The organism is Bradyrhizobium sp. CW1 (assembly GCF_023100665.1).
Lineage (GTDB): Bacteria > Pseudomonadota > Alphaproteobacteria > Rhizobiales > Xanthobacteraceae > Bradyrhizobium > Bradyrhizobium canariense_D.
The window spans coordinates 7,462,853-7,477,271 of sequence record NZ_CP064684.1 but is presented as its reverse complement, the minus strand read 5'-3'; the positions used below and the strand labels follow the sequence as shown (position 1 = coordinate 7,477,271).

Sequence of the window (14,419 nt, the reverse complement as noted above, 5' to 3'; positions counted from 1 at the left end):
CTGATCGCTTGCCGTGATTGGCGCTCGACGGGGGACGATCATGGCGGACACTTCACTCCATTCGGAAGCGTTCTCGCGTGGCGCGCGCATGTTGCGCACCGCGCTCGGCCCCGCGATCGCCACTTTCCTCGAAGACCCCTCGATCGTCGAGGTGATGCTCAACCCTGATGGCCGGCTCTGGATCGACCGGCTGTCCGGCGGCCTGGAGGATAGCGGACGAACGATGTCCGCCGCCGATGGCGAGCGGATCGTGCGTCTGGTCGCGCACCATGTTGGCGCCGAGGTGCATGGCGAGAAGCCGCGCGTCTCGGCCGATCTTCCCGAGACGGGGGAGAGGTTCGAGGGGCTCCTTCCGCCCGTCGTTGCGGCGCCGGCCTTTGCGATCCGCAAGCCCGCCGTTGCTGTTTTTACCCTCGACGACTACGCCGCGGCCGGCATCATGACGGCAGGGCAGGCGGGCGTGCTCCGCGAAGCCGTCGCCGCCCGCAAGAACATCCTGGTCGCCGGTGGCACCTCGACCGGCAAGACCACCCTGACAAACGCACTGCTGGCCGAGATCGCGGGCACCACCGATCGCGTGGTCTTGATCGAGGATACGCGTGAGCTGCAATGCCGCGCTCCGAATCTGGTCGCGCTGCGCACCAAGGACGGCGTCGCATCCCTGTCCGATCTGGTTCGGTCCTCCTTACGTCTACGCCCCGACCGGATTCCGATCGGCGAGGTACGCGGCAGCGAAGCCTTGGAGCTCCTCAAAGCCTGGGGAACGGGCCACCCCGGCGGGATCGGAACGATTCACGCAGGCTCCGCGCTGGGCGCGCTTCGTCGTCTAGAACAGCTCATCCAGGAGGCCGTCCTCACCGTTCCCAAGGCGCTGATTGCCGAGACGATCGATCTCGTCGCGGTGCTGCGCGGCCGCGGCAGCGAACGCCGCCTTGCCGAACTCGCTCTCATTGCCGGCCTCGATCCCGCCACCGGCGATTACCGCGTCCAGTCCGCCGAGGCGGGCGGCCAATCCTCGCTTACCGGAGACCGATCATGACCCAATTGCCTGCCGCGATCCGTCGCGTTCGCCGCCGCTTCACGGAGCTTGCGGCGATTGCCGTCATCTCCATCGTTGTCGCGCCCGCGGCCCACGCCTCCGGCTCCTCGATGCCGTGGGAGACGCCGCTCAACCAGATCCTGGAGTCAGTGCAAGGTCCGGTCGCCAAGATCATGTCGGTCATCATCATTACCGTGACCGGTTTGACGCTCGCGTTCGGCGATACTTCCGGCGGCTTCCGCCGGCTGATCCAGATCGTCTTCGGACTGTCGATCGCCTTCGCCGCGTCGAGCTTTTTCCTGACCTTCTTCAGCTTCTCCGGCGGAGCGTTGGTCTGATGGCCGGCATCGTCGATCCGGAAGTTCCGGGCTTCTTCGCGCCGGTCCATCGCGCGCTCACCGATCCGATCCTTATGGGCGGCGCGCCCCGCACGGTTGCGATCGCCAACGGCACGTTGGCGGCCGCCATCGCGCTCGGCCTCCACCTCTGGATCCCCGGAGCGCTGATTTGGGCGGTGGGCCATGCGGCGGCGGTCTGGGCGGCCAAGCGCGACCCGCAGTTCGTGGACGTCGTTCGACGTCACCTCCGCTATCCATCCTATCTCGGCGAGTGAGCCTTTCATGCTGAACCTCGCCGAATATCGCACCCGGCCCCATAGTCTCGCCGACTTCCTGCCTTGGGCCGCTTTGGTCGAGAAGGGCATCGTCCTCAACAAGGACGGCGCGTTCCAGCGCACGGCTCGCTTCCGCGGCCCTGATCTCGACAGCGCGACGCCAGCCGAGCTCGTCGGCGTGACGTCCCGCCTGAACAACGCGCTGCGCCGTCTCGGCTCAGGCTGGGCGATCTTCGTCGAGGCCCAGCGTATCACCGCCCAGACGTATCCGCACAACACCTTTCCCGACGCCGCATCAGCGCTGGTCGATCTGGAACGACGGGACGCTTTCGAGGAGGCCGGCGCGCATTTTGAGAGCCGTTATTTTATGACTCTCGTCTGGCTCCCGCCGGCCGAGGATGCCTCGCGCATCGAGGGGTGGCTCTATGAGGGCCGAGCGCAGAGCGGTGTCGATCCTCACGAGCTGCTGCGTGGCTTCGTCGACCGGACCAACCGCGTCCTGCAATTGGTCGAAGGGTTCATGCCCGAAGTGGCATGGCTCGATGACGGCGAGACGCTAACTTACCTGCATTCGACCATCTCGACCCGGCAACAGCGCGTACGCGTTCCCGAGACGCCCATGCATCTCGACGCGTTGCTTGCGGATGAGCCGCTCGCCGGCGGCCTCGAGCCGCGTCTCGGCAGCCACCACCTTCGCACACTCACCGTGGTCGGTTTCCCGACCGCAACCCATCCTGGAATCCTCGACGAGCTGAACCGGCTTGCCTTCCCCTACCGCTGGTCGACGCGTGCGATCCTGCTCGACAAGACCGAGGCGGTGAAACTGCTGACCAAGATCCGCCGCCAGTGGTTCGCCAAGCGAAAGTCCGTCGCTGCCATCGTCAAGGAGGTGATGACCAACGAAGCCTCAACACTGGTGGATAGCGATGCGGCGAACAAGGCCACTGACGCCGATCTCGCCTTGCTGGAACTGGGCACCGACGATGTCGGCCAGGCCTACGTCACCGCGACTGTCACCGTCTGGGACGAGGACGCCGGTCTCGCCGCCGAGAAGCTTCGGCTCGTCGAGAAGGTGATCCAGGGGCGCGACTTCACCTGCATGCCGGAAGGGGTGAACGCGCTCGAAGCCTGGCTCGGCTCTCTGCCAGGGCACGCCTATGCTAACGTCCGCCAGCCGCCGCTCTCGACACTGAACCTGGCTCACCTGATTCCTCTTTCGGCGGTCTGGGCCGGGCCAGACCGCGATGAGCATTTCCGCAGCTCTCCGCTCTTCTTCGGCAAGACGGAAGGCTCGACGCCGTTCCGCTTCTCGCTGCATGTCGGCGACGTCGGTCACACCCTGATCGTCGGCCCGACCGGTGCCGGCAAGTCCGTGCTGCTCGCGCTGATGGCGATCCAGTTCCGCCGCTACCGGAAGAGCCAGATCTTCGCCTTCGATTTCGGCGGTTCGATCCGCACAGCTGCGCTTGCCATGGGCGGCGACTGGCACGACCTCGGCGGAAGTCTGTCGAACAGCGCGGAGGACTCCGTGTCTCTTCAACCGCTCGCACGTATCGGCGATGCGGCAGAGCGCGCCTGGGCTGCCGAATGGGTGACCGCGATCCTTGCCAAGGAGGGCGTCACCATCGATCCGACCGCGAAGGAGCATGTCTGGTCGGCGTTGACCTCGCTGGCATCCTCGCCGGTCGAGGAACGCACGATCACCGGCCTCACTGCTCTGTTGCAATCGACCGCGCTCAAGCAGGCGCTGCAACCTTATTGTGTTGGTGGCTCCTCCGGCCGCCTGCTCGACGCGGAGGCCGAGCAGCTCGGCTTCGCGTCGGTGCAGGCGTTCGAGACCGAGGGCTTGATCGGCGCGGGTGCTGCGCCCGCCGTCCTCACCTACCTCTTCCATCGCATCGAGGGACGGCTCGACGGTCGGCCGACGCTGCTCATCATCGACGAGGGCTGGCTCGTCCTCGACGATCCGGCCTTCGCCCAGCAGCTTCGCGAATGGCTGAAGACGTTGAGGAAGAAGAACGCCTCTGTCGTCTTTGCAACCCAATCGCTCTCCGACATCGACGCCAGCAACATCGCACCCGCAATCGTCGAGAGCTGCCCGACGCGCATCTTCCTGCCGAATGAGCGCGCGATCGAACCGCAGATCACCGCCATCTACCAGCGGTTTGGGTTGAACGACCGCCAGATCGAGATCATCGCGCGGGCGACACCGAAGCGGGACTATTATTGCCAATCTCGTCGGGGCAATCGGCTCTTCGAGCTCGGCCTCGGGCCGGTCGCGCTCGCCTTCTGCGCCGCGTCCTCCAAGGCCGACCATGCCGCAATTGAACGGCTGCTCGCCGAGCACCGCCGCGACGACTTCACGCCCGCCTGGCTCGCGGATCACGAGCTGCTCTGGGCCGCCGATCTCATCCCCGACCTGACAAACCTGGAGGTGCAATCATGACCACTCTTAAGACGCGACGCGCAAGCTTGGTCGCCGCGGCCGCTCTCTCGCTCGCACTATCGATCTTGCCGCCTTCGACGACGCCAACCTCCGCGCAGTGGATCGTCTACGATCCCACCAACTTCAGCCAGAACGTGCTGACCGCGGCGCGTGAGTTGCAGCAGATCAACAATCAGATCCAGATGCTGACCAATCAGGCTCAGAGCCTGGTGAACCAAGGAAAAAACCTCGCCAATCTGCCGTTGTCGACGCTGACCCAGCTTCAGTCACAGGTCGCACGGACTCAGTCACTGCTGAGCCAGGCCCAGAACATCGCCTTCAACGTCGAGCGCATCCAGACGACATATTCCAGCACCTACGGCACGGCGGCGGCCACGGGCTCCAATTCGACAATGTTTGCCGCGGCCCAAAGTCGTTGGCAGAACTCGGTAGGCGCGTTCGAAGACTCGCTCAAGGTGCAGGCCGGGGTCGTCGGCAATATCTCGACCAACTCCAGCGCAATGAGCTCGCTGGTCACCGCCAGCCAGTCGGCGAGTGGCGCCCTGCAGGCCGCTCAGGCCGGCAATCAGCTCCTGGCCCTGCATTCCCAGCAGCTATCCGATCTAGTCGCGGTGCTCGCCGCAAAGGGACGGGCGGACGCGCTGGAGCAGGCGCGCGTGACCGCGACCGAATCGCAGGGCCAGCAACAATACAAGATCTTCTCGACACGCAGCGGCTATCAGCCCGGCAATGTCACCATGTTCAGCGGCAACTAAGGCACACCGATCATGGAGCGCTCGGATATCCTTCGCGTAGGCGCGATGATCATTGTGTTCGCGATTTTTCTTGCCACGCTGCACGTCATTCATCGGCGTCCGGCGAAGCGGCCTGTATCCGATGCACCCTCTGTCTCCGCTCCCGATAATCTCTCGGCCGAGCTGCGCCGCTGCCGCGCGCTTGGCCCCCAGGATGCCGAAGATCCGCACTGCCAGGCGGTCTGGGAGGAGAACCGCGCGCGCTTCTTCGGCGGGCCGGCGCGGCCACTTCTGCCGCAGGCCGCGCCGGCCACACAGCCGACGACGAGTGCTCCACAGGGAGAGAAGCCGTGAACAACGTCGGCGTCATCGACACCTTTCTCAATACCTTCACGACCTACATCGATTCAGGTTTCGGCCTGATCAAAGGCGAGGTCACGTATGTGTCGTCGACGTTGATCGTCATCGACATCACGCTCGCCGGCCTGTTCTGGGCCTGGGGCGCAGACGAAGACATTCTCCAACGGCTGGTGAAGAAGACCCTCTACATCGGCTTCTTTGCCTTCATCATCACCAACTTCACCAAGCTCTCAGGCATCATCTTCAATAGCTTCGCTAGCCTCGGACTGAAGGCCGGCGGCTCATCAATCTCGACCGCGGACTTCCTGCGGCCCGGCCGACTTGCGCAGGTCGGACTCGATGCCGGGCAACCGTTGCTCGACTCCGCAAGCCAAATGATGGGCTTCACCAGCTTCTTTGCGAACTTCGTCCAGATTGCCGTGCTGATGGTGTCCTGGCTACTCGTGCTGATCGCCTTCTTCATTCTGGCGGTGCAACTGTTCGTAACGCTGCTCGAGTTCAAGCTGACGACGCTTGCCGGTTTCATCCTTATTCCCTTCGCGCTTTTCAACAAGACCGCCTTCCTCGCGGAAAAGGTGCTGGGCAACGTCGTTGCCTCCGGCGTGAAGGTCATGGTGCTTGCTGTCATCGTCGGCATCGGCACCGGGCTCTTCTCCCAATTCACAACTGCCTATGCCGGCGGGGAGCCGACCATCGAGCAAGCGCTCTCTGTCGTGCTGGCGGCACTCGCCATGCTCGGCCTCGGCATTTTCGGTCCGGGCATCGCCACCGGGCTTGTGTCGGGCGCGCCGCAGCTTGGCGTCGGCGCTGCCGTCGGCACGGGCCTCGCCGTCGCCGGCACGGCTATGGCGGGTGGAGCTGCGCTTGGGCTCGCCGGAAGGGGGGCGATGGCGGCTAGTTCCGGTGCTGCGGCCGCCGCGCGTGGTGGTGCGGCGATGGCGGGCGGTGTGTCCTCCGCCTACAGCCTCGCATCGGCCGGTCGGTCCGGCGTTGGCAGCGTCGCGTCCGGTCTCGGTGGCGCAGGCCGCGCGGCGGCAAGTCACGCGGCAGCTCCCGTCAGACGCGCCGCTTCCCAAGCGGCGGGGGCAATGAGAGAGAGCTTCACCTCCGGTGCCCGTGCCGGCGTCGCCAACACCGGTGGCTCCTCGACGATGGGGACCATCGGGAGTGGCGAGGCTGCACCCGATGGAGCCGAATCTCAAGCAGCGAGCGAAAGCGGTCCGCCCGCCTGGGCCCAGCGCGTCAAGCGCAATCAGACCGTCATTCACGGCGCTCAGACAGCCGCGCAAGCCCTCAAATCCGGCGACAGCCATGGTGGCGGCCACTCCGTCGAGCTATCAGGGGGAGAATAAGAAATGTCAGTCTTCCGGCGATCGTCGGTCCGCTATGGCCGCACGCCCGAACCCGAAACCCCCTACCAGCGTGCGGCGCGGGTTTGGGATGAACGCATCGGCTCCGCCCGCGTGCAGGCCAGGAACTGGCGGCTGATGGCCTTCGGTTCGCTGATCCTTTCTTGCGGCCTCGCTGGTGGGCTCGTCTGGGAATCCGCGCACGGCACCGTCGTTCCCTGGGTGGTGCAGGTCGACAAGCTCGGGGAGGCGCAGGCCGTGGCGCCAGCCACCGCGGACTACAGGCCGAACGACCCGCAGATTGCCTGGTATCTCGCCCACTTCATCCAGATCGTTCGCTCGCTTCCGGCCGATCCAATCATCGTGCGGCACAACTGGCTGCAGGCTTATGATTTCACGACCACGGCGGGCTCGGTGGCGCTGAACGACTACGCCCGCGCCAATGACCCCTTCGCCAATCTCGGCAAGCAGCAGGTCGCGATCGACGTCTCCAGCGTCATCCGCGCCTCGCCCGACAGTTTTCGCGTCGCTTGGGTCGAGCACCGCTATCAGGACGGAGCGCTCGCCGGCACCACACGTTGGACCGCGATCCTCACCATCGCAATTGCGCCGCCCACGGACGCCGATCGGCTGCGCAAGAATCCACTCGGCATCTACGTCAACGCTATCAACTGGTCGAAGGAGCTGGGACAATGACCCCGCCGAATTTCTCGAAAGCCGGCGGTCCGGCTTGGCGCTTTTCCATCGTTCACCAAAATTGGAAAGACGGCGATACGTCTTTCCGTAAACCCGCCTTTGCGGCTTTGCTGATGGTCGCCTCGGTGCTTGGCGGCTGCGCGCACAATTTCATCCCGCCCGACATCAACTATGACACTGCGGAGCCGGCAGCGCTCACCACTGATCCGCCGCCGCCCGTCAAGATCGTGGAATTGCCAAAGCCCCTGCCGCTGCCCGGGCAGTTGAAGCCGCTCACTGCTAGTAAACGGATCCCCGAAGCCGCCGACCCAAAAGTCCGCGTCAAACAGGCGAACGCCGCGGCACGCGTGCAGCCGGTCCGCAACGGCTTCATCAATGCCGTCCAGGTCTATCCGTTCTCCGGCGGCGCCCTCTATCAGGTCTATACGGCGCCCGGCCAGATCACCGATGTCGCCCTCCAGGAGGGCGAGCGGCTCACAGGCTCAGGTCCGGTCGCCGCAGGCGACACCGTGCGCTGGATCATCGGCGACACCGAGAGCGGCGCGGGAGCGACCAAGAAGATCCACATCCTGGTTAAGCCGACGCGGCCGGAGTTGGTCACCAATCTCGTCATCAACACCGACCGGCGGACCTATCTCCTCGAGCTGCGCTCGACGGAAAAGACCTATATGGCCTCGGTCTCCTGGCAATATCCCGAGGACCAGCTCATCGCACTTCGGCAGCAGAACGCGACGGCTGAAGCAGCCGCGCCAATTGCAGCCGGTGTCGATCTCGGCTCGATCAACTTCCGCTACGCGATCGAGGGCGATGATCCGGCCTGGCGTCCGCTGCGCGCCTTCGACGACGGCAATAAGGTCTACATCGAATTCCCCAGCGGAATCGCCCAGGGCGAGATGCCGCCGCTGTTCGTCATTGGTCCGGCCGGCGGCTCCGAGCTAGTAAATTACCGGGCGAACCGCAACTACTACATCGTCGACCGCCTGTTCGCCGCCGCCGAATTGCGTCTTGGCGACAAGGACAGTGAGCGGCGCGTGCGCGTCGTCCGCACCGATGGGAGGCCGCGAGCATGGCGATAGGCGGCGAAGACGAACGTCAAAACGACATTCCACCCGTGGCGCCGCCGGATTTGCGGCTCCGGGGCGAGTGGCCACCTGTCACGCGCCTCTCGCGCAAGATGCTGATCGGCCTCGGCGCGGTGTCTGCCCTCGCAATCGCGGGTGCACTCGGCTACGCGCTCCAGACCCGCAACAAGCAGCAAGCCGGCCAGGAGTTGCTCAGCACCCAGAACCGTCCATCACCTGAGGGCCTCGCCGCCTTGCCGAAGGATTATACCGGACTGCCGCGTCAGGCACCGCCGCTCGGGCCGCCGCTGCCCGGCGATCTCGGCAAGCCGATCCTCAACGCAGGCGCGGCACCCAACACCGTGGTCCCGGGAACGGCGCCCGATCCGGAGGCACAGCACAGATCCCAGGAGGTTGAGGCGGCCCGTGTCAGTCGTCTCTTTGCCCAGACCAATCAGCAACCACACAGCGTCGGCCAGCTCATTCCGAATAGTTCGACCGCAACCGCGACGACCCCGGCCGCGACACCCCCCGTCGATGCCGGGTCCGCCCAGAACATGCAGGATCGCAAGACGGCCTTTCTCAACGGTTCGACGGACAAGCGCACGGTCAGTCCCGACCGGCTCGAGGCCAAAGTTTCTCCTTATGTCGTGCAGGCGGGCACCGTGATTCCGGCGGCGCTCAACACGGGCATCAGGTCCGATCTGCCCGGCCAAATCACCGCCCAGGTGACCGAGGCGGTGTATGATAGTCCGTCCGGCAGGTATCTTCTGATCCCTCAGGGCGCAAAACTGATCGGTCAGTACGACAGCTCCGTCGCGTTCGGCCAAAGCCGCATCCTCCTGGTCTGGACCCGCATCATCATGCCGGAAGGCACCTCCATCGTGCTGGAGCGCCAGCCCGGCGCCGACACCGGCGGTTATGCCGGGCTTGAGGACGAGGTCGACAACCATTGGGGCATGCTGTTCAAGGCCGCTGTTCTCTCGACCATGCTCAGCGTCGGAGCCGAGGCGGGCACGAGCCAGAACGAGAACAATCTTGTTCAAGCGATCCGCAGCGGTGCGTCCAACAGCATCAGCCAGACCGGCCAGCAGATCGTGCAGCGTCAGCTCAACATCCAACCGACGCTGACCATTCGGCCAGGTTTCCCGGTCCGGGTCATCGTTACTCGCGACCTGGTGCTGGCTCCCTACGGACAAAAAGGTGCGCGATGACGAAGCTCAAGCTTGGACCACTCGAAGACGACAAACCAGTCAAGCTCAGCGTCGAGCTGCCGGCGACGGTCTTCAGGGATCTCAAAAGCTACGCTGAGATTTTGTCTCGTAGCGGAAGGGCGACCACGCCGATCGAGCCCGCCAAACTGATCGCGCCGATGATAGAGCGATTCATGGCAACCGACCGCGCCTTTGCGAAGGCCCGACGAAATGCTGCTCAATCCGTACCTGGCGCAGCCGAGAGGTCCGGATAACGCTCGCGAAGCAGGTCGAGAAACGGACGCAGCGATGGATTGCAATTGTCCTGCCGCCAATACGCGCGGAAGCTCAGCCGCGTCGGACCTTCGGTACCATGCACCTCGCGGAAGGTAACTCCCGGATAGGTGGCGCCCGTCGCACCTTCGAGTGCCAGGAGGATACCCCAGCCGGCTCCGACCGAGGTGAGAAGCCGGTCGAGCGACGCTTCATGGTGGAGCAATTGACAAGTATCAAGACTTCCCATTTTGCTGATGAGAAGCTTGACGAGTTCGGGACCGGGGCCGTGTTCTGTCACCAAAAGGGCTTCGTGCCTCAGTTCGCCCCAGTGAACCACATCACGGCCTGCTAACGGATGACCCGCGGGGAGAGCAACCACGGCACGTTCGCTCCAGAGCAACAAGGATCTGTCGCTCCAGCTCGCATTGGGCTCGACCAGGAAGGCGACGTCAATGGCGGAGCTGGCGAGATCGGACATCAAATCGTCGCTCGATCCGTCGACGAAATGCGGTTTGACATCAGGGAAGCGCCGCTGGTGCTCGAGAAGGGTGCCCCGTAGATTGCCGGCGGAGAATGAGGCGTGGATCCCGATGTTCAATAGACCGCTCTCGCCGCGCCAGCGGCTCTTGAGGCGGCCGGTCATCGCCTCAGTATCATTCACGATGCGCCGGGCAGCATCGAGGAATTCCTGACCTTCGATGGTCGGTCGCGTACCGGCTTTAGTGCGCTCGAAGATGGCACCGCCCAACTTATGTTCGAGATTGCGCAGACGGCGACTCAGCGTTGACTGCTTAACCCTGAGGGTCTCTGCCGCTTGGCGGAGGCTTCGGTGCTGGGATGCGACGATAGCCCAGCGTAGATCTCGAAATTCCATTGGCACGGTCGAAGCGCAACCCCCTCTAGCTCGTATGATTCGGTGCTACCATGCCAAACCGCAGTTGGGATCGATCAAAAAAACAACTGGTAGTAGAATTTTCTTCCAAATCAATGGGAAGCAAAATTTCAATCTAAATGGGTAAAACCGGGAATATCCGCAGTGTGGCCCGATCCTGCGCGATCCTGCCCAGGGCATTCGCTTGCCGAACTGCTGTCCATCGGGCCGGGAGCTTGCTTGCTTTGCCCTGCAATCATTCGGAGATCTTGTCGAGGGAACAGCGAACTGTGCATCGGTCGAGTGACATACAATCGGACGATCCACAGACTGCAGAAGCCGGTTGTGATAAATAAATCCCGAGTTTGCATGGACGAGGTTTTCCGGTTTCGAGCCTGTCGCGCCGATTGCGTTATATGATGAGCCGAACTTGCGCGCAGGTTTGACCGTGATTCACCATTTCGGGTCGATTTCCCGGGCGTATCGCCTGGCCGGATTGGCGCGACTCGACGTCCGATAGCGCGCGCCTGCCGCCGCCGTCAGTTCCTTCCGTGTCGCGCGCCATGGAAAACTGCCCCCTCAGCGTCACGAGGAATTGCCCCCTCCTCGGATAGCTGGGGAGAGAGTGAATGAAGCGGGAACGAATCACTGAAGGCTCGTCGTGGATTGATCCACGGGGGCAGGTGATGAAGACGCCGGATGACGTGGCGGAGATGTTGCGCCTGAGGGCGTGCGGGTGGGGTCTGAAGCGGATTGCGCGACAGCTGGGCTGCAGCCATCACACGGTGAAGGGCTACGTGGTGGCGGGCGGGGTGAAGGCGTTCAAGTCGCCTGAGCGGCCGAAGCGTCTCGACGGCCTTGAGGGTTGGCTGCGCGAGAGGCTCGTTCGGCATCGCGGCAATGCCGACGTGGTGCGCCAGGACCTCTTGGCCGAGAGAGGCGTAACAGTCAGCCGGCGGACGCTGCAACGCGCCGTGCAGCCCTATCGCCAGGCGCTGAAGGCGGAGGCTCTGGCGACGACGCGGTTTGAGACGCCGCCGGGCCGACAGCTGCAGATCGACTTTGGGGAGCGCCTGGTCGAGATCGGAGGAGCGAAAGTCAAGGCATTCGTGTTCGTGGCAACGCTCGGCCACTCGCGACGGCTTCATGTGCGTGCGTTCCGGGCCGAGAGACAGGAGCATTGGTTTGCCGGGCTCGAGAGCACATTCACGACCCTCGGCGGTGTGCCCGAGGGAGTGCTGATGGACAATCCACGGGCGCTTGTGGTGCGCCACGACGCGGTGAGCCGATCGGTTCAGTTCAATGACAAGCTGATCGCCTTCGCAAAACATCGGGGCTTCCGTCCTCGCGCCTGCGCACCATATCGGGCGCGCACGAAAGGCAAGACCGAGAACGGCGTCGGCTACGTGAAGAAGAACGCAATCGCCGGTCATTCCTTCCCAAGCTGGGAAGCATTCGAGGCGCATCTCGACAGGTGGGAGCGTGAGGTTGCAAACGTTCGTATCCATGGCACGACCGGAGAGGCGCCGATCATCCGCTTCGCGCGCGACGAGATACATCGGTTGAAGCCGCTCGGCGGGCAGCCTTCGTTCGGATCCTTGCGTGAACTGACCCGCGTCGTCGGCAATGATTGCGCCGTCCAGATCGACACGAACAGCTACTCGGTACCGTGGCGCCTGATTGGCGAGCGCGTGGCGGTAACGATCGCGGCCGGCGAAGTGCGGATCCGCCATGGATTGCACCAGGTAGCAGTGCACAAGCTATCGGAGGGTCGCCGGCTGCGGATCATCGACTTTGCCCATCTCGATGGTGTTGCTGGTCGCAACGGCGCGGTCCGCCGGCCGGAGATTGCTGCGGCCACGGTACCGGGATCGTCTCCACCGCCCTCGTTGTTGCGTCCTCTTGCCGAATACGAAGCCGTGATTGGAGGAAGCTTCTGATGGCACGGGCAAAGAATGTAATTGAAGCAACAACCGATCCGCTAGACGCCATGCTGGCGCGATTGCAGCTCTCCGGCATTCGCGACCAGCTCGACAGCCTGCTCGACGAGGCGGCGCGCGCGAACCTGTCGGCGCGTGAGACGCTGATCCTGCTGTGCGAGCGCGAGATCGCGCGCAAGGATCATCGCCGCATCGAGATGGCGCTGAAGCTCGCACACTTCCCGGCCGTGAAGGAGCTTGCGGGCTTCGACTTCGAAGCGCAGCCATCGATCGACCCAAAGCAAATCCGCGACCTGGCCGCATCACGTTGGATAGCCAACGGAGAGAACGTGCTGCTGCTCGGCCCGATAAGACGCACTTGTCGATCGCTCTCGGGCGAGAGGCGATCCTGGCCGGATACACCGTGCAGTTCACCACTGCGACGACGCTGGTCGCAGGCCTTGCCAAGGCGCACGGCGAGCGACGCCTGGACGAGAAACTGCTCGCGCTGTCGAAGCCAAAGCTGCTCATCGTCGACGAACTCGGCTACTTGCCGCTTGAACCTGACGCGGCGCATCTGTTCTTCCAACTGGTCAGCCGGCGCTACGAAACCGGCGCCATGCTGATCACGTCGAGCCGCAGCGTTGCCGAATGGGGCACAGTGTTCGCCGATCCCGTGGTCGCCACCGCGATCCTCGACCGGCTCCTGCACCACAGCCACGTGCTGACGATCCGAGGCGACAGCTATCGGCTCCGCGCCAAGCGCAAGAGCGGCCTCATCAAGACGCCCACCGCCGGTGACGGCCCTCCGGTCGGCTCGGCCTCCCTCCGGCCCGCCACCGGCGGAAACAACCTTCAACCGAGATCGTAATCGCGATGGTGGGGGCAGTTCTTCATGACGCAAAGGGGGCAGTTCCGGATGGCGTTTGACACTTCCGCGTCACCATGGTTAGCCGCCCCACCTTCGCCCCCGCTCGTTCCCGATCCAAGGGAGCAATTTACGTGAGGCAACGGCTTAGCATCCGGTAACAATTAAGGTGAGGCAATGCGACCTTGTCATCGACGGCAGTGTGCTGCTTGTAAGCGGGCTCCAGCCGCCGGTTTCGGGCATTGGTGGCCATTGTCGCATCGGGGATCAGTCGTGCAGACCTTTTGTACTTCCCGCTTTGCCGGACCTTCTCTCATCCTCACTTTCATCTTCGCCTTGATTTTCGCTCAGCATATCCATCACAAGCTGCTCGGTGAGGCTGTTCCAACTCACGTTGGCGCGGATCAGCGACGCATCGACGTGAACCACTTCGGCTGTTGCGATCTTGGCCTTCAGGCAGGCCTCGACCGTGCGTTTCAAGATCCTACGGAATCGCTCTTCGCCCCAGCGCTGGCGGATGCGCGTCAGGCTTGAATGGTGCGGTAGCTGCTCGTGGAGGCCATAACCAGCAATCCATCGAATGCGATGTTGACCTGAGCCTCACGGATCAGCTTGCGATCGTGTACGATCCCGGTGAGCAGACCCGCGAGCATCAGCCGTACCGCGGCTTCCGGATCGATGCCTGGCCGACCGTCGTTCGCGCAGTCGGAGACCTCTTCCCTTAGCCAAGACGGGTCGAGCACACGATCGACCGCGCCAGCACGTGCTCATCTGGGGCGAGCTGTTTCAGCGAGCGCGTGATGAAGAGCTCCAACTGATCCCGCTCCTTGCGCCCCAGCATCTCGTTTGCTCCGCCGATCGCGAATCGCCGACGAGAACGGAATCAGCCAATTGGAGCTTTTTCAACGACCCCCATGTGCGTGAGTTGCTAGATGTTCCAGAACCCAATCTTCGAACCGACGTAGGCGCACGGCGCGATGGGGCTAATAAGTAG

At 63.7% G+C, this 14,419-nt stretch carries 13 protein-coding genes and 2 pseudogenes; 13 read left to right on the top strand and 2 right to left on the bottom strand.

Annotation, left to right across the window (positions count from 1 at the left end; all coding sequences use genetic code 11):
- Positions 1–40: 40 nt before the first annotated feature.
- The 11 genes from trbB to IVB54_RS35765 are packed head-to-tail and all read left to right on the top strand — an operon-like array spanning position 41 to position 9,766.
- Positions 41–1,039 (top strand): P-type conjugative transfer ATPase TrbB, encoded by a 999-nt coding sequence (gene trbB / locus IVB54_RS35815; RefSeq protein ID WP_247776959.1) that lies wholly within the window; start codon positions 41–43, stop codon positions 1,037–1,039.
- On the top strand, positions 1,036–1,377 hold the full coding sequence (locus tag IVB54_RS35810; protein ID WP_018457220.1) for a TrbC/VirB2 family protein: 342 nt from the start codon (positions 1,036–1,038) through the stop codon (positions 1,375–1,377). The genes trbB and IVB54_RS35810 overlap by 4 nt, the downstream gene beginning before the upstream one ends.
- Positions 1,377–1,652: a VirB3 family type IV secretion system protein gene (locus tag IVB54_RS35805; RefSeq protein WP_018457219.1), complete on the top strand. Its 276-nt coding sequence runs from the start codon at positions 1,377–1,379 to the stop codon at positions 1,650–1,652. The genes IVB54_RS35810 and IVB54_RS35805 overlap by 1 nt, the downstream gene beginning before the upstream one ends.
- 7 nt (positions 1,653–1,659) lie before the next feature.
- Positions 1,660–4,098 (top strand): conjugal transfer protein TrbE, encoded by a 2,439-nt coding sequence (gene trbE, locus IVB54_RS35800; RefSeq protein ID WP_018457218.1) that lies wholly within the window; start codon positions 1,660–1,662, stop codon positions 4,096–4,098.
- On the top strand, positions 4,095–4,853 hold the full coding sequence (gene trbJ, locus IVB54_RS35795; RefSeq protein WP_026233328.1) for a P-type conjugative transfer protein TrbJ: 759 nt from the start codon (positions 4,095–4,097) through the stop codon (positions 4,851–4,853). Before trbE ends, trbJ begins: the two co-directional genes overlap by 4 nt.
- 12 nt (positions 4,854–4,865) lie before the next feature.
- Positions 4,866–5,186, top strand: coding sequence for a putative entry exclusion protein TrbK-alt (gene trbK-alt, locus IVB54_RS35790; RefSeq protein ID WP_018457216.1), 321 nt, complete (start codon positions 4,866–4,868; stop codon positions 5,184–5,186).
- Positions 5,183–6,544, top strand: coding sequence for a P-type conjugative transfer protein TrbL (trbL, locus tag IVB54_RS35785; protein WP_247293531.1), 1,362 nt, complete (start codon positions 5,183–5,185; stop codon positions 6,542–6,544). The genes trbK-alt and trbL overlap by 4 nt, the downstream gene beginning before the upstream one ends.
- A gap of 3 nt (positions 6,545–6,547) precedes the next feature.
- A complete protein-coding gene (gene trbF, locus IVB54_RS35780) occupies positions 6,548–7,237 on the top strand; it encodes a conjugal transfer protein TrbF (protein WP_018457215.1) in 690 nt (229 codons plus the stop codon).
- Positions 7,234–8,313, top strand: a complete 1,080-nt coding sequence (gene trbG, locus IVB54_RS35775) for a P-type conjugative transfer protein TrbG (protein ID WP_018457214.1) — start codon at positions 7,234–7,236, stop codon at positions 8,311–8,313. Before trbF ends, trbG begins: the two co-directional genes overlap by 4 nt.
- Entirely contained in the window at positions 8,304–9,512 is a 1,209-nt protein-coding gene (locus IVB54_RS35770; RefSeq protein ID WP_018457213.1) for a TrbI/VirB10 family protein, read from the top strand. Before trbG ends, IVB54_RS35770 begins: the two co-directional genes overlap by 10 nt.
- On the top strand, positions 9,509–9,766 hold the full coding sequence (locus tag IVB54_RS35765) for a DUF2274 domain-containing protein (protein ID WP_083926467.1): 258 nt from the start codon (positions 9,509–9,511) through the stop codon (positions 9,764–9,766). Before IVB54_RS35770 ends, IVB54_RS35765 begins: the two co-directional genes overlap by 4 nt.
- Here the strand turns inward: IVB54_RS35765 and IVB54_RS35760 are convergent.
- Positions 9,730–10,641: a LysR family transcriptional regulator gene (locus IVB54_RS35760; RefSeq protein ID WP_198293376.1), complete on the bottom strand. Its 912-nt coding sequence runs from the start codon at positions 10,639–10,641 to the stop codon at positions 9,730–9,732. The genes IVB54_RS35765 and IVB54_RS35760 overlap by 37 nt on opposite strands.
- A gap of 626 nt (positions 10,642–11,267) precedes the next feature.
- On the opposite strand from IVB54_RS35760, the gene istA reads away from it, so the two are divergent.
- The gene (gene istA, locus IVB54_RS35755) at positions 11,268–12,578 is read left to right on the top strand and encodes an IS21 family transposase (RefSeq protein ID WP_051113019.1); all 1,311 of its coding nucleotides are present in this window, start codon (positions 11,268–11,270) and stop codon (positions 12,576–12,578) included.
- A pseudogene (gene istB, locus IVB54_RS35750) lies at positions 12,578–13,428 on the top strand (IS21-like element helper ATPase IstB). Before istA ends, istB begins: the two are co-directional and overlap by 1 nt.
- 184 nt (positions 13,429–13,612) lie before the next feature.
- Here istB and IVB54_RS35745 read toward each other — a convergent pair.
- A pseudogene (locus tag IVB54_RS35745) lies at positions 13,613–14,266 on the bottom strand (transposase); the annotation flags it as partial.
- Positions 14,267–14,419 lie beyond the last annotated feature (153 nt).

Excerpts from the sequence above, each read along its gene's own strand:
- trbB (WP_247776959.1), top strand. The coding sequence starts at position 41 with ATGGCGGACACTTCACTCCATTCGGAAGCGTTCTCGCGTGGCGCGCGC.
- IVB54_RS35810 (WP_018457220.1), top strand. The coding sequence starts at position 1,036 with ATGACCCAATTGCCTGCCGCGATCCGTCGCGTTCGCCGCCGCTTCACG.
- IVB54_RS35805 (WP_018457219.1), top strand. The coding sequence starts at position 1,377 with ATGGCCGGCATCGTCGATCCGGAAGTTCCGGGCTTCTTCGCGCCGGTC.
- trbE (WP_018457218.1), top strand. The coding sequence starts at position 1,660 with ATGCTGAACCTCGCCGAATATCGCACCCGGCCCCATAGTCTCGCCGAC.
- trbJ (WP_026233328.1), top strand. The coding sequence starts at position 4,095 with ATGACCACTCTTAAGACGCGACGCGCAAGCTTGGTCGCCGCGGCCGCT.
- trbK-alt (WP_018457216.1), top strand. The coding sequence starts at position 4,866 with ATGGAGCGCTCGGATATCCTTCGCGTAGGCGCGATGATCATTGTGTTC.
- trbF (WP_018457215.1), top strand. The coding sequence starts at position 6,548 with ATGTCAGTCTTCCGGCGATCGTCGGTCCGCTATGGCCGCACGCCCGAA.
- trbG (WP_018457214.1), top strand. The coding sequence starts at position 7,234 with ATGACCCCGCCGAATTTCTCGAAAGCCGGCGGTCCGGCTTGGCGCTTT.
- IVB54_RS35770 (WP_018457213.1), top strand. The coding sequence starts at position 8,304 with ATGGCGATAGGCGGCGAAGACGAACGTCAAAACGACATTCCACCCGTG.
- IVB54_RS35765 (WP_083926467.1), top strand. The coding sequence starts at position 9,509 with ATGACGAAGCTCAAGCTTGGACCACTCGAAGACGACAAACCAGTCAAG.
- IVB54_RS35760 (WP_198293376.1), bottom strand. The coding sequence starts at position 10,641 with ATGGAATTTCGAGATCTACGCTGGGCTATCGTCGCATCCCAGCACCGA.
- istA (WP_051113019.1), top strand. The coding sequence starts at position 11,268 with ATGAAGCGGGAACGAATCACTGAAGGCTCGTCGTGGATTGATCCACGG.